19 protein-coding genes are annotated in these 18,589 nt (G+C 35.6%); 13 read left to right on the top strand and 6 right to left on the bottom strand.

The window, feature by feature from the left end; all coding sequences use genetic code 11:
* The first annotated feature begins 216 nt into the window (after positions 1-216).
* From mnmE to EIY84_RS10935, 11 genes are all read left to right on the top strand, one after another.
* Entirely contained in the window at positions 217-1,674 is a 1,458-nt protein-coding gene (gene mnmE / locus EIY84_RS10980; RefSeq protein WP_124643131.1) for a tRNA uridine-5-carboxymethylaminomethyl(34) synthesis GTPase MnmE, read from the top strand.
* A gap of 260 nt (positions 1,675-1,934) precedes the next feature.
* A complete protein-coding gene (locus EIY84_RS10975; protein ID WP_124643129.1) occupies positions 1,935-2,300 on the top strand; it encodes a helix-turn-helix domain-containing protein in 366 nt (121 codons plus the stop codon).
* An 835-nt stretch (positions 2,301-3,135) separates the two neighbouring features.
* Positions 3,136-3,402 carry a transposase gene (locus EIY84_RS11975; protein WP_187477476.1) on the top strand — a complete coding sequence of 89 codons (267 nt, stop codon included), beginning with the start codon at positions 3,136-3,138 and terminating at the stop codon, positions 3,400-3,402.
* 20 nt (positions 3,403-3,422) lie between these two features.
* Positions 3,423-4,322 carry an IS3 family transposase gene (locus EIY84_RS10970; RefSeq protein WP_394336903.1) on the top strand — a complete coding sequence of 300 codons (900 nt, stop codon included), beginning with the start codon at positions 3,423-3,425 and terminating at the stop codon, positions 4,320-4,322.
* A complete protein-coding gene (locus tag EIY84_RS10965) occupies positions 4,309-4,749 on the top strand; it encodes a transposase (protein WP_394336902.1) in 441 nt (146 codons plus the stop codon). Before EIY84_RS10970 ends, EIY84_RS10965 begins: the two co-directional genes overlap by 14 nt.
* 98 nt (positions 4,750-4,847) lie before the next feature.
* Positions 4,848-5,018 carry a hypothetical protein gene (locus EIY84_RS10960; protein WP_206428205.1) on the top strand — a complete coding sequence of 57 codons (171 nt, stop codon included), beginning with the start codon at positions 4,848-4,850 and terminating at the stop codon, positions 5,016-5,018.
* A 125-nt stretch (positions 5,019-5,143) separates the two neighbouring features.
* Positions 5,144-5,908, top strand: coding sequence for a LytR/AlgR family response regulator transcription factor (locus EIY84_RS10955; protein WP_124643127.1), 765 nt, complete (start codon positions 5,144-5,146; stop codon positions 5,906-5,908).
* Between the two features lie 122 nt (positions 5,909-6,030).
* A complete protein-coding gene (locus EIY84_RS10950) occupies positions 6,031-6,906 on the top strand; it encodes a viperin family antiviral radical SAM protein (RefSeq protein WP_124643125.1) in 876 nt (291 codons plus the stop codon).
* Between the two features lie 222 nt (positions 6,907-7,128).
* A complete protein-coding gene (locus EIY84_RS10945) occupies positions 7,129-7,761 on the top strand; it encodes a type IV toxin-antitoxin system AbiEi family antitoxin domain-containing protein (RefSeq protein WP_124643123.1) in 633 nt (210 codons plus the stop codon).
* Positions 7,758-8,609, top strand: coding sequence for a nucleotidyl transferase AbiEii/AbiGii toxin family protein (locus EIY84_RS10940; RefSeq protein WP_124643121.1), 852 nt, complete (start codon positions 7,758-7,760; stop codon positions 8,607-8,609). Before EIY84_RS10945 ends, EIY84_RS10940 begins: the two co-directional genes overlap by 4 nt.
* 329 nt (positions 8,610-8,938) lie before the next feature.
* Positions 8,939-10,987 carry an AAA family ATPase gene (locus EIY84_RS10935; RefSeq protein WP_124643119.1) on the top strand — a complete coding sequence of 683 codons (2,049 nt, stop codon included), beginning with the start codon at positions 8,939-8,941 and terminating at the stop codon, positions 10,985-10,987.
* Between the two features lie 120 nt (positions 10,988-11,107).
* Here the strand turns inward: EIY84_RS10935 and EIY84_RS10930 are convergent, their stop codons facing one another.
* The 4 genes from EIY84_RS10930 to ettA form a co-directional block, all read right to left on the bottom strand.
* Positions 11,108-11,656 (bottom strand): GNAT family N-acetyltransferase, encoded by a 549-nt coding sequence (locus EIY84_RS10930; RefSeq protein ID WP_124643117.1) that lies wholly within the window; start codon positions 11,654-11,656, stop codon positions 11,108-11,110.
* Between the two features lie 60 nt (positions 11,657-11,716).
* Complete coding sequence (locus EIY84_RS10925) at positions 11,717-12,412, bottom strand: DUF1826 domain-containing protein (protein ID WP_124643115.1); 696 nt, start codon at positions 12,410-12,412, stop codon at positions 11,717-11,719.
* A gap of 104 nt (positions 12,413-12,516) precedes the next feature.
* On the bottom strand, positions 12,517-12,999 hold the full coding sequence (locus EIY84_RS10920; protein WP_124643113.1) for an ABC transporter ATPase: 483 nt from the start codon (positions 12,997-12,999) through the stop codon (positions 12,517-12,519).
* Positions 13,000-13,153: 154 nt separating this feature from the next.
* Entirely contained in the window at positions 13,154-14,845 is a 1,692-nt protein-coding gene (gene ettA, locus EIY84_RS10915) for an energy-dependent translational throttle protein EttA (protein WP_124643111.1), read from the bottom strand.
* Positions 14,846-14,978: 133 nt separating this feature from the next.
* Here ettA and EIY84_RS10910 point away from each other — a divergent pair, with 133 nt between their 5' ends.
* The gene (locus EIY84_RS10910; RefSeq protein ID WP_124643109.1) at positions 14,979-15,428 is read left to right on the top strand and encodes a GreA/GreB family elongation factor; all 450 of its coding nucleotides are present in this window, start codon (positions 14,979-14,981) and stop codon (positions 15,426-15,428) included.
* Positions 15,429-15,467: 39 nt separating this feature from the next.
* Positions 15,468-16,532 carry a DUF2891 domain-containing protein gene (locus EIY84_RS10905; protein ID WP_124643106.1) on the top strand — a complete coding sequence of 355 codons (1,065 nt, stop codon included), beginning with the start codon at positions 15,468-15,470 and terminating at the stop codon, positions 16,530-16,532.
* Between the two features lie 120 nt (positions 16,533-16,652).
* Here EIY84_RS10905 and EIY84_RS10900 read toward each other — a convergent pair whose 3' ends face one another.
* Entirely contained in the window at positions 16,653-17,804 is a 1,152-nt protein-coding gene (locus tag EIY84_RS10900; protein WP_241154785.1) for a GIY-YIG nuclease family protein, read from the bottom strand.
* Positions 17,805-17,844: 40 nt separating this feature from the next.
* Positions 17,845-18,498: a hypothetical protein gene (locus EIY84_RS10895; RefSeq protein WP_241154784.1), complete on the bottom strand. Its 654-nt coding sequence runs from the start codon at positions 18,496-18,498 to the stop codon at positions 17,845-17,847.
* Between the last annotated feature and the right edge of the window lie 91 nt (positions 18,499-18,589).

Raw genomic sequence — 18,589 nt, 5'->3', positions numbered from 1 at the left:
CACCAAACACCAAAAACTAAAAACCAAACCTCCATCCCGACTGGAGAGTTCTGTTCCTTTGTCCTAGCCCCGATGGGAGCGGCATCCTTTTGTAAGCCTTGGGAAAGCCCAGGCACAAAAGATACAGCGGACAGCGGGTGGTGTAGTGAAGAGTGACGGACTTGTGATGCTCCTAAAACCATAAAAAAAATCCAGACTTTTCTTTATCTTTGCCCTATGAATCAGGATACCATTTGTGCATTGGCTACGGCCAGCGGAGTAGGCGCTATCGGCGTGATTAGAGTTTCTGGAAACCAAGCGTTTGAGTTGGTTTCTAAAATTTTTGAGGGCAAGGATTTAACCCAAGAGAAATCCCACACTGTGCATTATGGCTATATTGTCGATAAAATTGAAGAAAACCCGACAAACCATCAACTAACAACCATCAACCATCAACCATCAACCGAAATCATCGACGAAGTAATGGTTGCGGTTTTCCGTGCACCGAGGACTTTTACGGCCGAAGATTCTGTGGAAATTTCTTTTCACGGGTCGCCTCATATTGCTAAAAAGATTTTGGAAGTGTTGATTAAAAACGGTTGCAGAATGGCAAAAGCAGGGGAGTTTACCATGCGTGCTTTTATGAACGGTAGAATTGATCTTTCCCAAGCCGAATCCATCGCCGACCTGATTGCATCGGATAACGAGGCATCTAGAAAAGTAGCACTAAACCAACTAAAAGGCGGAATTTCTCAGGAAATTTCTTTGTTGAGAACGGATTTACTGAATTTTACTTCCCTCATCGAGTTGGAATTGGATTTTGCCGAAGAGGATGTAGAGTTTGCCGATCGATCGGCCCTCAATCAATTGTTGGATAAGATTGAAATAAAATTAACTTCCCTCATCGATTCTTTTCAATACGGAAATGCGATTAAAAACGGAACTGCCGTGGCGATTATTGGGAAGCCCAATGCCGGGAAATCGACTTTACTGAATACTTTACTGAAAGAAGAACGCGCCATTGTGAGCAATATCGCCGGGACGACCAGAGATACCATTGAAGAGGTATTGCACATCAAAGGTCATGCATTCCGATTGATAGATACTGCCGGACTACGAGAAACTGCGGATGAAATAGAAGCCATTGGCGTGCAAAAAGCCAAGGAAAAAGTAGAACAAGCCGAGGTTTTGGTGTATTTGGCTGATGCCAGTCAGACGGATTATTCTGAAGATTTCGAGATGTTGAAATCTTTGGTGAGAAAAGATCTGAAGCTTATTGTTTGCCTTACTCAAACGGATAAGGTTGAGGCTAAGGTTGAGATTGAGGCTAAGCAATTTGAAAAGATTCAGCAAAATTTTGAAAAAGAAATCGATTTTCCATTTGTTTTTATCCCGATTTCGGCAAAAGAAAACCAGAATGTTCAAGATTTAAAAGATGAACTTTCGGCTTTCGTGGAAAGTCTAAAATCTGAAGGCGACCAAGTGGTCATCACCAACCAAAGGCATTATGAATCTCTTAGAAAATCTTTGCAAGCGGTACAGCAAGTAAAAGAAGCGGTATATAGCCAAATCACCACCGAGCTTTTGGCGTACGAATTGAGAAACGCCCTGGAAGCCTTGGGTGAAATTTCGGGTGAGTTTACCAATGACGAAGTCTTGGGGAATATTTTTAGCAAGTTTTGTATCGGGAAGTAATCGCTGATTTCTAATTACTATATTTCTACTATACAACCCGCATTAATAAAGGAAAATCAGAAAGTGTTAATTGACATTTTCTGACATTTGTTGACATATTTTATACTACTAAATGTGATACTCCGTTGTTTTTAATCTCAAAAGAAATGAATTTTAGGATACTCTAAGAGAAATTTAAACGGTAAATAATCGTAGATACACGTAAATACCGCTAAATACAGGGAGAGATTATTAACATAAAGAAAATCGGAAAGTATTAAATGAGCAGTAACATTAGGATTGAGAAGATTTGTATCTTCTGTAAAGAGAAATTCATCGCTAAAACGTTCTCTACAAAGTATTGTACTCACAGATGTAATCAAAAGGATTATAAGAAGAAAGTAAAGGAGGAAAGAATACAAAAATCTAAAGAAGAATTTCAAACGGAGGTAAAACTCAAAAATCTTAAAGTGGTTTCTATTGAAGATGTTCAGAAGAAAACATATCTTACTATAAAAGAAGTTTGTTTGTTGATGAATATCTCTGAATCTACAATCAGAAAACTGATTAAAAACGGAGAATTGAAAACAATCCGTGTTGGTAAGAAACATTTTCTTTTGAAATCAGAATTAAATAATTTGAGTTGAGATAATTCTTCAAACATTCAAAATTTCCGATGTAATAGATTCAAAAATCAGTTTTAAACAATTTTCAATGGAATTACACAGAGAAACGAATTAAAATTGTTGTAACTTCTTTAAAATCGTTAATGGTGTTTTAAGCGTTATTTTCTTAATAGTAGTTGTTTCTTATTTCCTTTTGTTAAATTTTTTCGTTGATGCTTATATAATTATATACCATTGAATATGAATATATTATATAAGTATATATATTATATATATAATATAAGAGGATATTATATAGAGGATATATTTAAGTGGTAGTAGTAGAGAAAAAGTAGTAAGATATTTTAGTAGTAGTAGTAGAGGAAAAATCAGTTAAAAGAGTAATAAATAAAGAGAGAAACAAAGTAAATCAATCGAAAAATCCGAAAATTTCAAAAAGGAACGAAAATTAAGGAGGAAATTTCAAACCGAAGAGGAGATTTCTGCTGTGAGGTTTGGAATTTTGTAGTTGATTTTCAAAATTTTACGATGATGATAGTATCAAATGATACTATAGAACAAACGGAAATGGATGTTAGATTGATTTTAATATCAAAATTGATGAATTTGTAATGAAGGAAAATTTACGATGTAGAACTTTTTTAAAAACAGTAGTTGTATTTTTAAAATAAAAGGAAGGACTTTACACCACTTTACAATTGAGGGAGTCGAAGTTTTTAATAAAGTAAAGAGAATCCGAACAGAAATGTTTGGATTTTTTTTGTTAAAAATTAGGTGAATAACCGATGCAGACTACCACTGTAGTCTTCCCCAAAAACAGAAACGAATATAAATATAGTTTTTAACTTTGGGAAATATGAAACAGAGCAAATTTACAGAGGTTCAGATTGTGAAGATCTTATCTGAACAAAATCAAGGAAAAACGGTAAACGAGATTTGCCGAGATTACGGTATCAGCCAACCTACTTTTTACAAATGGAAAAGTAAATACGGTGGTATGGATACGCACCAACTGGCACAACTCAAAGAGTTTGAGAAACAGCTGTCACAATATAAAAAAATTGTCGCTGAACTAACTTTGGAGAACACTGTTTTAAAAGATGTTATAGAAAAAAAGCTTTAACGCCTTCCGAAAAGCGAGAAATGGTAGTATATGCCAAAGAAACCCACAAGATAAGCATAAGGAAGGCATGCGGTTGTTTCGGGCTGAGTTATTCGGTTATGTACTATAAAAAGAGGATTGATTCTCAAGATGATCTCATCCGTGAAGAACTTCGGTTGTTGGCCGAACAAGAACATACTTGGGGATTTTGGACAATGCGTTATCGCTTGAAAAACATGGGATTTTGGTGGAATCATAAACGGATTTACAGAATCTACACTTCGATGAATCTAAATTTAAGAAGCAAGAGAAAGAAAAGGCTACCTGTAAGAGTGAAAGAGCCGCTTCTGCGTCCGATCTATCCAAATGTAACATGGAGTATGGATTTCATGCATGACACTTTGGAAAACGGCAAAAGCGTGAGAAGTTTGAACATTATAGATGATTTTAACAGAGAAATTTTACAAATAAGTATTGATACGAGTTTGCCTTCTGCAAAAGTAATTACCAAGCTGGAAGAACTCATCGAATGGCGAGGGAAACCGGACAAAATACGAGTGGATAACGGACCGGAATTTATTTCAGAAAAATTAAAAACTTGGTGTCAATATCACGAAATTGAGTTGCATTTTATCCAACCGGGAAAACCTACTCAAAACTCTCTTATTGAGCGGTTTAATAGAACATTTAGAACAGAGTTTTTGGATGTATATTTGTTTGAAAGCGTGAAACAAATGAGAAATTACGCAGAAATATGGATGTGGAAATACAACAACGAAAGACCACACAGTGCATTGCAATATCTCACACCGAGGGATTTTTTATTGAAATATGGAAAAATCAGCCACACTAATCCAGCAGATTTTCCCACATTTCAACAAAATTATTCAACACCAACAACAGAAATATTAAATAAAATCTCTACTTTTGAGTGTTACTAAGAATGGGAAGATTACAAAACTAAGGAGAGTTTCGGTTTGGAATGAGGAAAATCGACAAGTCATCGAGATTATTACCAATAACTTTCAGTGGGCAGCTTCCACCATTGCAGAACTCTACAAACAAAGATGGCAAATAGAGATTTTTTTTAGAGATATCAAACAATTGCTCCACATCAAAACCTTTATTGGCACTTCTGAAAACGCAGTGAAAATACAGATTTGGACGGCTTTAATCACCATTCTTATACTAAAATACCTAAAATCTATCGCAACTTATCCTTGGCAATTGTCCAATTTGGTGGCTTTTATTCGGCTGAATATTTTCGTGAAAATAAACCTGCAAACATGGCTAGATAAACCTTTTGAACAACCCCCAAAACAACCTCCAGAACAACCTAAAATTTACTATCAAGGGGTTCTTTTTTGAAAAATAGAAAAACCCGCACAAAGATTGACTTTATGCGGCATAAATTTATTCCTAAATTTTATTTAGGACAGTATTGATATTAAATAAAATCTCTACTTTTGAGTGTTACTAAGAATGGGAAGATTACAAGTGAACTAAAGGCCATTCAGAAAATGATGGAGAATGGAGAAGACGGATTTAAAGGAAGGATGACTGCTAAGAAATACATCTCTATTAATAAAAACTCTATAGCAACAGCGACTAGAGATTTGCAGCAGCTTTTTGGATAGTGTCTTTTTATTGTTGATTGTACCATTTACTATTTCAATTTGATGTGAATTAATCTTTATAGCTAGTCTGAATTGAAGTTTATATTGTTTTAAACATTTATTCGTTTTATATTAATCATATTTATATGCCTCATATTTACAAAATTGCTCTTTTAGAAGATAATAAACAACAACTTAATAAAATGGCTCATTTTGTAAGCCTTATATCGAATGCTGAAGTAGTTTTAGAAAGTAGGAATTCTGATGATTTTTTTGAGCAATTAAAAACTATAAAACCTGAAATATTAATTACAGATCTTGATTTAGGTAATGATAGTATGACGGGTATGGAAGTAGCACAAGAAATAAAAATTCCTGTTTTCTTTGCTAGCGTAAATACCTCTGATTATGTGGAGAATATAGAGCATCTCAAAAGGGATGCAGATATATGCATTGATCATATTACAAAGCCTTTTTCTGAAGAACAATTTGTGAAAAGTTTCATTCGTTTTCTGAAAGAAGTGACATTGTTCTCCGCTTTTGATTATGTTTATTTGGACTTTGATAAAATGAAAAGAAATAAGATCCGTATTGATGATGTAGTTTATTTATGCACAGATAAATTAGCCGGTGCGGAATCTAATAATAAGCAAATCTTTTTTATTAACAAGAAATCTGAAATATTAGTGGATTTTTCTTTTTCTAAAATGGAAAAGTTGGGATTGATGAAGGATCAGTTTATTACTATTCATAAATCTTTTAGAGTCAATAAAAAATTTATAGAATCATATAATTCAAAAAAAGCGGAAATCGAAGTTAAAATTTTTGATTCCACGAGTAAATTGAATATTAAAAAGCTTCCCGTTTCTGAAACATATCAGAAAGAGCTTTTGAAATTATTTAAAAAATAGGTTTCGTTACTTAAAAAGACGCTCTTATTACTCCATAATACCTGTTATTACTAGGTAACAATTTTTTTTCTACTTTGGATATTATTTTGATGAAGACCTTGTAAATAAATACAAAAAATAATATGACTTCATCATCAATTTCTATCATTCCTTCTGTAAATTATCATGTTTTGGAAGCTTGTAATATGCGTTGTAAATTTTGCTTTGCTCCTTTTAAAGATGCTAAAGGTATTTTGAAAAAAGGATTTCTTGTAAAAGAAGATGCATTATCCTTGTTAAAGGAGATTTCTAGGCTGGGCTTTAAAAAAATCACTTTCGCTGGAGGCGAGCCTACTTTGTATCCGTGGATAACCGATTTAATTGTAGAAGCTAAAAATTTAGGTATGACCACAATGATTGTAACAAATGGTACAAATATTAATGATGAATTTTTGAATAAACATAAAGGAGTTTTGGACTGGATTATATTAAGTATCGATAGTTTTATCCCTGATGTTAATATTCAGTCAGGAAGAGCAATAAATGGTAAAAAGGCATTTACAACAGATGATTATTTAAAGATGATTAACCTGATTAATGAACATGGTTTTAAATTGAAAATTAATACTGTTGTACACCAATTTAATTATGAAGAATCATTTTTAGACTTTATATCAATGTCCAAAACGGAGCGTTGGAAAGTATTTCAAGTTTTGCCAATAAAAGGAGAAAATGATAAATATATCGAACAGTTCAAAATTACTGATCATGAATTTAACCAATTCTTAAGTAATCATCAAACATTAATTGATTCAGGTATTTTGGTGCCAGAATCAAATTCTCAAATGGTAGATAGTTATGTTATGATTGATCCTGTAGGTAGATTTTATACAAACAAAAAAGGTTATCAAGAATATAGCAAATCTATTTTAGAAGTTGGGGTCTATGAGGCTTATAAAGAAATGGACTATAATATTCCTAAATTTTTGGCGCGTAATGGTATGTACGATTGGGATTAATTATGATATAAAAATGACTGTGATTAAGTAGAATGGTTAGCGCTAACCTTAATATAGGCAATTAATAATTTAGACGGTTTAATGGACAGAATTTCTATTCCTCAAGCAAAGCTTCTCTGTAAAGAGCACTTAATAGGTAACCTGCAGCTATGCGTTTATATGATAAATTTTAAATAGATAATCGGAAATCTTCCGATTATCTATTATATTTATTACATTTGTATGGTGAAACTTGAACAATCCATAGCGCAATATGCATCACAACCGATGAGTCATCAGTTGTTGGTTAGCCTTTTGAAGAACTACAAAAGCCCTAACGATAAGATTAATGAATGGGTGAAACAAGGACAACTAATTTCATTAAGACGAGGATTGTATGTTTGGAACTCCCAAAAATTGCCTGAATTGTTTTCAATAGCGAATGTTTTGCTGGCACCAAGTTATATTTCGGCAGAATCGGCGATGTCTTATCATGGGCTGATTCCCGAACAGGTTTTCACGGTAGTTTCAATGTCTTTAAATTCGACAAAAAAAATTAAAAATAGTTTAGGGAATTTTGAATACAAAAAACTTTCTTTTCCCTATTATTCATTTGGTATTCAGAGGGTTCAATTGTATGAAAATCAGTTTGCCTTAATAGCGTCGCCAGAGAAAGCAATGCTGGATAAAGTGGTTACAACTTCCGGTGTTTTGTTTAGAAGCATGGTTTCGGCTCAAATTTATTTATCAGAAAATTTACGAATTGATAGCGATCAATTAAAGGAGTTGGATATCGAGAAAATGAAAACCTGGTTGGTGGATGCTCCCAAAAAGGAATCGATTAATTATTTAATAAAAGCCATAGAAACACTATGATAAAAGAATGGATAGAAGAATACCAACCTAAAACGGCTGAAGATTATAAACAAGCACTACGAGAGATCATGCAGCAATTGGCTCTTGCAGGTTTGGCAAGAGGTGGTTTTTTCAATAAAAGTGCTTTTTATGGAGGAACAGCTTTGCGTATTTTTTACGGTTTAAACAGGTTCTCAGAAGATTTAGATTTTTCTTTGCTTCAAAAAAATACTGATTTTAATTTAGAATCTTATCTCAAAACAGTTGAAGATGAATTTTTGGCTCAAGGAATGAAAGTGAACATCAAAATAAAGAATAAGTCCGCCGAATCCGATATTGAATCTGCATTTTTAAAATCTGAAACTTTGTGGAGCGAATTGGTTTTAGATGCTGTTGTTCCGCAATTGGGAATTCGACAAAATATAGGGATCAAAATAAAAATTGAGATTGATACGCATCCTCCTTTAGGATTCGAAACCGAAGAAAAACTATTGTTACAGCCGTATTCATTTTATGTAAAAGTTATTAAAATAGAAGATTTATTTGCCGGTAAAGTGCACGCTCTTTTATTTCGTAAATGGGGGAAAAATGTAAAAGGCAGAGATTGGTACGATATGGAGTGGTATATCAGAAAAAGAATTTCTCTTCATCTCGATCATTTTCTAATTCGTGCAAAAGACAGCGGAGATTGGCAAAAAGATACCATGAGCGAAGAAGAATTTAGAGATTTGCTGACTCAAAGAATTGATGCCGTAAATTTTGAAATAGCAAAAGAAGATGTGATACGATTTTTGGCAGAACCAGCATCTGTTTCGATTTGGTCCAAAGACTATTTCCACGATTTGGCTCAGCATTTAAAAATTAAATAATAAAGATTATTGAAATTACGGTCAGCATAATCATTGTTAAATCCTGTTGTGAAAGCAAAGCTTCTCTGTTAAGAATGCTTGATGGTTATCCGGTAGCTATCGTTCTGTTTTGACAATTAGCTTGAGATTCCCAGTAGAAATGCAATTACTAAAAATAATAGACATAAAAAAGCATAGAGCAGGTAGCCCCACAACATAATTTTGAAAATTGCTAAAAATAGTTTTCCCATTTGTAAATTATTATGATTTTGGTTGGCAATTAGAACTATTTTCGTTATACGAATTTACAAAATAAATCTGTATTTTTACCTTCATAACAAAAACTCCAAATGTCCGAAATAAAATTGACCACTTCATCCACTGCGGAAATTCCAAATCTTAAAACTGCGGATTATAAAGCAAAAAGTACGGTTGTTTTACTTACTTTTTTCACCGGTTTTGTTGGTGGATACCGTTTTTATTTGGGACAAACTTGGTTGGGGGTTTTTTATCTGGCTTTCTTTTGGACGCTTATTCCGTCGCTTATTTCGGTGATTGATTTCTTTGTGTTTGTCTTTATTTCCGATAAAAAATTTAATGATAAATACAATAGAAATGTAGATTTCTCCAAAGTGGAATCTTGTACTGCCTGTAAAAAACATTTGGCATTATTAAACAAACCCATGTGGGGATTGGGAAAACTGAATGATGGTAAAAGAGTCTGTTATGAGTGCTTTTCCGGAATGCTCAAGGTGGATAGGAATTTTAATGCCAATTCTCAACAAAAATATTCTTCCAAAGAAGTGGAAAATTATTACGCGTATGGTTTTCCAAAATCCAGATTAGAAAGCAGAATGCAAGAAAAAGTGAATGCCAAAAAAGTAGTCTTGGCACAAAAACAAGACGAACTGAAAAATATCTTCACCTCTCATTCGTATGCTATGAAATCAGAACTTCAACCGCAATATCTCCAATTGTTGGAGGATTTTTCTAAAGAACTGGACGGCTTATATGAAAATCTGATTCGGGATAAAAAGATAGAAGAAATGTTTCGAGAATCCAGTCCCAATCTCGATCCTCAACAAGTTGTGCTTTCCATCTTGATCTATGATCTTTTGCAGATTGGGAAATTCATCAAAGGAGATTTTCTTTCTCCGGATGATGCCGAAGCTTTTGGGGTTTTCTTGTTGGTTCAAGGTTTTTTACCCGACAAAATCACCGGATTGCATTGGGATTTTAAAAGTTTGAAATCATCTTATGATAGAAAAATTTATAACCAAGTCATCCGAGAAGTTCTAAAAATGGGAGAGGGCGAAAGTCCGATGAATATTTCGTTTAATGTTGAAGAAGACAAACCCGAAATAGCGAAAGAAAACACCTTGGCTTTTCCTACTTTTCTTCAGCTTACAGAAAATCCCGTTTTGGAGCAATATGCAACATCTCTGTATCGCTTTGCCAACATCATCGCCAAAGCGGATGGCAATGTAAATGATTTAGAAGAACAGAAATTGAAAAAGATGTATCTATTTCTTCACAAACCATTAGAGGCTTCGGAAACAACTTTTATAAAAGTTCAAAATTCAAAACCGGATGAAAATATAGAAAGTATTTTGGAAGAACTTCACCAATTAATCGGTTTAGAGGAAGTGAAAGAAGAAGTGAATACTTTGATCAATTTCATAAAAATTCAAAAAGCCAGAGAACAAAACGGTTTAAAAACTTCGCCCATCTCGTATCACATTATTTTTACGGGAAATCCGGGAACGGGAAAAACGACGGTGGCCAGAATTATCGCCAAGCTCTACAAACATTTGGGGATTTTATCCGATGGACATTTTATAGAAACCGATCGCTCCGGACTCATCGCTCAATTTGCCGGCCAAACGGCTCCCAAAGTGAACAAAGTGGTAGATTCGGCGCTGAACGGCGTACTTTTTATTGATGAAGCCTATGCTTTGGTAAGCGAACATCAGGATGATTTTGGGAAAGAAGCCGTAGCAACGCTGATCAAAAGAATTGAAGACGACAGGGACAAATTGGTGGTCATCATGGCGGGATACGGCGAGGAAATGAAAACCTTTATCGATACCAATCCAGGCTTCCAATCGAGGTTCAACAGATACATTCATTTTCAAGATTATAACGCTGAAGAATTGTTGAAAATCTTTGAAAGTCTGTGTAAGAAATTGGATTATAATCTTACGACAGATGCTCAAAATAAATTGAAAGAAGTTTTTGAAACTGCTTTTCAAAACAAAGACGAGAATTTTGGAAATGCGAGATTTGTCCGCAATATTTTTGAGAAAACCCTCGAAAACCAAGCCAACCGAATTGCTAAAAAAGCGGTGTTGAGCAAATCAATTTTGAGCACGATTGAGTTGGAAGATGTTTGTAAATAAGTTTGGGTATTGTAGTAGGCAAGAAAATTTCAGTACAAAATTTCAGTACAAAAATTCAGAAGGATTACAGTTGTTTAACCTTGGGTAAAGTGACCATTCGGAGCTGTAAGTCTCAGCATATTAGCGATTCGGGATATTGGTTTCCCAAGTTGTTTTTGTCAATTCAAACCAGTCTGTAGGGTCGCCTTCATAGTCAAAAGTTTCTTTGAAGTCAAAGCCCAATTTAATCAATACTTTTTTTGAATTTACATTTTTCGGATCTGTTATTGCAAAAATGCTGTCCACTTTCAGTTCTTTAAATCCATAGTCTAATATGGCAATTGAAGATTCGGTCGCAAAGCCTTTTCCCCAATGTTTTTTCTTAAATCGATAGCCCAGTTCGTAAAAATTTATGTGATTGTTTAAAGGTTGGTTAAAATACTTTAGTCCTGCCCAACCGATGCATTCGTTTGTTGATCTGTCAACAACTGCCCAACGAGCAATGCCGTTTTCCTTGTATTGTTTTTTAAGCATTTTAATCGCTTTTTGTATTTCGTCAATTGTTTTTACAGGGTTATTTTCGATATACAAATGAACTTCAGGGTCAGAATCCATTTCGAATAAGTCATTTTCGTCTATGTATTCTAATTCCCTTAAAATTAGTCGTTCGGTTTCTAGTAAAATTCTCATTGGGTTGTTATGTATTTGTTAATTGGTATTATTAATAAACTTACTGCCAACAATTTTTTTTCAACAAATCAACAAGAGTCGGTATTCGTTATGTTCCGTTGGTGCTCGGTGTATGCAGGGAAGTGTTGGCACTTCCGGATCGTCCACCGCTAATTTGCAAAGATGACCGTTTCCGAGATTGATGGGTTGGGCTTCGGCTAAGGCTTCATAATGCAAATCGAAGAAATTCTCTTTCAGAAAATCTTCAAAACCCGCTTCGGCTCCTGTATAGATTTTCCTCAATTGTTCTCTAACTTCAGGGATTTGGATTTTTTGTACGGCTTGATCGTTGGGCAAAATATCGCTGGCTGCTCCAAAATAAGTGCACAAAAAAGTTGGCGAATGAAAAGGAGCTCTATCCACATGAAAAGAATACACATCGGTAGAGATGAAACTAAATTCGTCATCTCTTTCATACGATTTTAACAGGTTGAGAGAGGGTTGAGCGCCGTATTCTGTTAATAATTCTAAATCTTCCAAAATGATTGCTCTGGCTTTCTCGCCTTGTTCTGAAAGTTCCAAAGTCCATAAATCTTCTTTGGAAACCTCGGTGATGTTTTCTTTTAGGATAAGCTTGGAAACAATCTCTTGAAAATCTCCCTCTAAATTCCGCTCCCAGCAAACGGCATTTCGTTTTCCTTCAAATTCGGTTAAAATTAAATCTGAAAAACTGGAAACGATTTGTATGTGTTCGTGATGAAAATCGGTCGGAATCATAGTGCGGTATTCCTGCAAAATTAAAAAAAAGTGAACCACGAGTAGAATTTATATCAAACAAAAACTCCCAACATAGCGCCGGGAGTTTATGATTGTTTTAGATTTTATACAAACCTCTTGTGCCAAGAGTCTTTTAGAGCCACTTTCCAACGGCTGTCAAAATCTTTTTTATTGATCACGGTGTTGTCAAAAACAAGGGTTTCATCGTTGATTTTTCCATCCTGATACAATGTTTTTAGTTCAGCCAATTTCACCAATTTCACTTCGTTGTTTTCTTGAAAAGACTGTCGCATTCTGTCCAGAAACTTGATGTTCAAATCTTTTTCCAATTCTTTGACAAGGTTTACAGAAGCCGACTGAGCACGGCCACAAAGCGGGTCGCCTTGGTCATCTGCAAAAATCACAAGAAAAGCATCGTGAAGTATGGTAAAAGTACCTTTTACCAAGCTGCCGTGAGAGTCCCAATTGTCGATAAAATCTTGAACTTTAGTCGTGATGTGTTGTTTGTCGTCTGCGGTTAGAAATCTATCGGCATTGTACACCCAAACCATTGCATTGTCGGGGTAGTTGATATATTCGTTGTTCATGATGTAAAAAATTAAAGTGCAAATTTAACCATTTTAAGTTCAATAAGTTTGTGATTAGAATCAGTAAGGTTATGGATGATAAAGATAGATGATAACGATAAAAAAATCCGAAAAATTTCTTTCTCGGATTTACTTTTTTATTTTTTACGACGGATTATCGAATCAGTTTTTTGTATTTAATTCGTTTCGGAACCAGGTCGCCACCCAATCTTTTCTTTTTATTTTCTTCGTAATCGCTGAAGCTTCCCTCAAAGAAATAGACTTCGGAGTCGCCTTCGAAAGCGAGAATGTGGGTGCAAACTCGGTCCAAAAACCAACGGTCGTGACTGATGATAACGGCACAACCTGCGAAATTTTCCAGTCCTTCTTCCAAGGCTCTCAAGGTGTTCACATCCAGGTCGTTGGTAGGCTCGTCCAAGAGCAGGACATTGCCTTCCTCTTTCAGAGTCATGGCAAGGTGCAGGCGGTTTCTTTCGCCACCAGAAAGCTGAGAAACTTTTTTATTTTGTTCGCTACCGCTGAAGTTGAAACGACTGAGATAGGCTCTGGAGTTGACTTGTCGGCCGCCCATCATCACCAATTCTTGTTCGTCGCAGAAATTTTGCCAAATGGTTTTGTTGGTGTCGATGTTGCTGTGCGATTGGTCAACATAGGCTATTTTTGCGGTTTCGCCCACTTCAAAAGTTCCATTGTCGGGTTGTTCTTCGCCCATGATCATTCGGAAAATGGTTGTTTTTCCGGCTCCGTTCGGGCCGATGATTCCGACAATTCCCGCTTGTGGGAGTTTGAAATTAAGATTTTCATACAACAATTTGTCTCCATAGGCTTTAGAAACGCCTTGTGCTTCCAAAACATTGGTGCCCAATCTTGGGCCGTTCGGGATGTAGATTTCCAACTTCTCGTCCAATTGTTTTTGGTCTTGATTGACGAGTTTGTCGTAGCTGGACAGACGGGCTTTTTGTTTGCTTTGTCTTCCTTTGGGAGCCATTCTTACCCATTCCAACTCTCGTTCAAGGGCTTTTTGTCTTTTTCCTGCTGTTTTTTGTTCCAAAGCCAATCGTTTGGATTTCTGATCCAACCAAGACGAGTAGTTTCCTTTCCACGGGATGCCTTCGCCACGATCCAATTCTAAGATCCAACCGGCAACATTATCTAGGAAATATCGGTCGTGGGTAACGGCGATTACAGTGCCTTTGTATTCGGCAAGGTGGTGTTCCAGCCAATGTACCGATTCGGCATCGAGGTGGTTGGTAGGTTCGTCCAAAAGTAGGATGTCCGGTTCGCGAAGTAGCAAACGGCAGAGTGCAACACGACGGCGCTCGCCACCAGAAAGTACAGAAATTAATTTGTCCGGTTCCGGAGTTCTTAGGGCGTCCATGGCGATTTCCAATTTGGTGTCCAATTCCCAAGCGTTGGAGGCATCTATTTTATCCTGAAGATCGGCTTGTCTTTTCATCAACTCGTCCATTTTATCAGGATTTTCATAGACTTCTGGTAGGCCAAACTGATCGTTTATTTTGTTGTATTCGTCCAGTACATCTACAATTTCTTGTACGCCTTCTTTCACCACTTCCAGTACGGTTTTATTCTCGTCCAGGATGGGTTCTTGCTCAAGATAGCCCACGGAAAAACCGGGTTGGAAAGAGATGTCGCCTTGGTAGTTTTTGTCCACTCCGGCAATGATTTTTAGGAGGGTCGACTTCCCACTTCCGTTTAGCCCTAAGATACCAATTTTGGCTCCGTAGAAAAAGCTTAAATGTATGTTTTTAATGACAGGAGTCTGTGCGTTTTGAAATGTTTTGGTCACTCCCGACATGGAGAAAATAATCTTTACATCGTCTGACATAATCGTAATTTTAGTTTTAAATGCGTTAAGATACAGCCAATATTTTGAATGTACAATTCTTTTGGATTTTGTTTTTTTGTATGCTGAACAATACAATAACTTTCACTTATTTTGTGATTCTATTTTACATGAAATGAATCTGAAACAAAAGATATTGGAAGAATGCTTGAAAGCGGTAGATAAAAAGTTGAAAACTTGTGAGGAGGGCTTGAAGATGATACAGGAAAGCTTGGCCTCTGAAACCAAAAGCACGGCAGGTGACAAGCACGAAACCGGCAGAGCGATGATACAATTGGAAAGAGAACAGTTGGGACAACAATGGGCGAAAATAGAAGCTGAAAAAACAATTTTGTTGAAGATAAACCCCGAATCTAAAAATGAAATTGCAGGTTTGGGATCTTGGGTTGGGACTTGCGATATGAATTATTTTATCGCTACTTCCGTTGGGAAATTAACTATTGACGGTACGGATTGTTTCGTCATTTCTCCAGAATCGCCAATTGGAAAGTTGTTGGCAGGAAAAAGAAAAGGAGAGGTCTTTCTTTTTCGTGAGAAGTCTGTTGAAATTTTGGAGATTTTGTAATTGCTTTTCAATAAATTTAAAGATTTAAAATCGTATATTATGAAGAATATTTCTGTGCTTTTCACGCTGTTCTCGGTGATGACTTCTGCACAAGTACCTAGTCTTACGGATGAAATTGCATTCACACTGTCTCAGAAACCTTTGCACTGCATCAATCAAGAATATCCCAACAAAACGGCGCATGTCATCAACGGTGAAGTCGATGTAAAACTGTCTCCCAAAGAATTGCATCCCAGTTTTTATGGTTGCTTCGATTGGCATTCGTCGGTGCATGGACATTGGATGTTGGTGAAATTGCTGAAAGAAAAACCATCTTTGAAAAATAGGGAAGAGTTGTTTGCTGTTCTTGATGCTTCATTTCAGCCCGAGAAAGTGAAAGCGGAAGCCGAATATTTTACAAAATATCAAGTAGCAAAAAATTTTGAAAGAACTTACGGTTGGGCTTGGCTTTTGCAATTGGATGCCGAATTGTCAACCTGGGATCATTCAAAAGCAAAACTGTGGCATAAAAATATGAAACCTCTGACGGATGTTGTGGTGTCGTTGTGGAAGGATTATTTGCCCAAACAGACCTATCCGAATAGAACGGGAGTTCATCCGAATTCGGCTTTTGCATTGGGGTTTGCTATTGATTGGGCCAGAGCGACGGGAGAGAAAACTTTTGAAAATAGCTTGGTCGAAAAGGCCAAATATTTTTACTTAAACGATAGAAAAACACCGGCCTATTTGGAGCCGGATGGAAGTGATTTTTTCTCGCCCAGTTTAGAAATTGCCGATCTGATGACCAGGATACTTCCTGAAAAAGAGTATGAAAAATGGTTCGATACCTTTTATGAGAAAAGAAGTTTGGAAAATATTTCTCAGATACCGATTATTTCGGACATCAACGATTATCAAACGGTGCATTTGGTAGGTCTGAGTTTTACCAGAAGTTGGTGCATGAAAAACATTTCTCAAAAACTTCCGAAAAATAATAAATCTAAAATCCAATTGGAGAAAACGGCTACAAAATTTTTGGAAAATGCTTTGCCATTGGTTTTTCAAGGTAATTACGGTGGCGATCATTGGTTGGCAAGTTTTGCCGTCTATGCATTGATGAAGTAAATTGGGGGATTAATAGGTGATTTAGTGGGTTGTTAGTCAATTTATTATATTTGAATCATCTTGTGTTGATGTCAAAATGGTATCAAAATCTTCCTGTTTTTTTGATAATTAGTAGCAAGATTATTTAAAAACTATGGATTTGCTCTTCGAGTCATACTTATAATGCACAATATTGCCATTTACAAAAAGTTGAATTACTTCATTGATAACACTTAAAGGAACAACAAACCACTCTCTTGGGATATGGCGGTTTCCTGTTTTATCATACAAATCAATATTCAAACAAGCTTCAGCAAAAAAACGATGCAATAAATTTTCAAAATTATGTATGTTTAAGTTATAACATTGATAGGATGAAATAACTTCTACTCCCGCAAATAAATAAGTGGGTTCTTTTTTGGCATTTTTAATCCGATCTTTTACCGGAATGGTAGAAAATCCTATCTTATACAGGTTTTCTAAATTTTGAATTTCCGGCTTTTCAGATTTCGATTTCAGAATATAAATCCAGCCGCTTTTCCTATCTTCTTCCTTTGCAACACCTGCATTTTCAAACAATTGATTTTCGATATCCTCATCAGGATTGGTGATGATTTTTCCGTTTTTTTGAATGGCTTTTCCGAGTGATCGAAATAGCATATTGGAAATGGTTGCATTTTCAAATATCGTTACGGTACGCCCTTCCAACCTCATTCTGTCACCTGATTTATTTTCTCGTAGTACTTTTTCAGCTTTAGAAACTTTTAAATAGCAAAGCAAACCATCTACTAAATAGAAATTACCTTCCACTAGATTATCTTCAGCATTTTTGAACTCTAGGAATTTACGCTTCCCTTCTTTCAACTCGCGATGAACTTGCTTAAACATCTTATCATATCTCTCAAATTCCACTTCCGGAAGGGCTTGTCTTTGTGCAACATAATCGGCTTTCTCCCTACTACCACTTTTTGGAGTATGTTTAAACTCAAAGATGGAATTGTCTCCGCCACTATTTAATAAGCCTAAATCATCATTATTTAAAATATCGTCTAAACTTTCTATTTTGACTTCAACTTTCCCGAGTAAATTATGCCGATCGAAAGATTTTAAAAATGCTTTTCGATCTTTATTATTTTTAAATTCTTTTAACCGTGAAAACAAGGCATATTCCGACATGGATGTTTGCTTGGGTTCGCGGTTGTTCTTCTCGAAAAAATCATTAATCTCTTCAAAAGATTCAATCAAACGATCTTCATCCGTTTTGATTTCAGTTTTCTGAATTTCAGCTTCCAACAACCCAAATTCATCATCATTTAAAATATCGTCTAAACTTTTAGCCATTTTGTGCTTTTTTACGTTTTAAATCTTGGATAAATAATAAAGCTTGAGCTAATCTTTGTTCTCTAGGATCTTGGGAATTAATTTCCGGAGCTTTTCCGGTATGTATTCTCCATCGTTTGATATCTTCCCAAGAGGCAACAGCTTCTTCCTCCGTCATTTCAATCTTGGTCATATTAATCGTATCTTGGATAGATCGTAAAACCGAAGTCGTAACGCTTTTTGAAAGAATCTCAAATGCTTTTTGAAAAGGATTTACCGTATCTATCAAATCGATATTCACATCGTCAATATTCACAAAACTCCCTGCCATTCGGAGGAATTTTTTAGAACCCTGTTCTTCTATCGTTCCGTTTTTTATCACCGAATCTACCACAACATGCTGTCGGATAGCTTCTATATCTTCCGAATTGAGTTCCGGATATTTCTCCCGAATAATTTTTGGGATATAAACCGTATTGATAACTTCGGGCGACGCATTGCCGGGCATGGCTTTCAGCATGGTTTCGTCTTGCAGAATGGCGGCTTTAAGATCATTAAGATCAGATTCTATAATATCTTTTGCTCTTTGTGAAGTCGGCATTTTAAATCCACGGATCTTGATGGTGTTTTCATTGAACTTGTTTAAAGTAAAAAAATCGATAAACACCTTTAAAAAAAGGCGTTAATTATTTGTTTAAAAGACTGGTATTCAGTATATTAGAGGAAAAATAACTACAAATTTCTCTATGCAAAAGAAT

Origin of the sequence: Amniculibacterium aquaticum, assembly GCF_003852705.1 — a bacterium.
GTDB lineage: Bacteria > Bacteroidota > Bacteroidia > Flavobacteriales > Weeksellaceae > Amniculibacterium > Amniculibacterium aquaticum.
The sequence above is the reverse complement of the archived record's forward strand: the minus strand, read 5'-3'. Positions and strand labels throughout refer to the sequence as shown.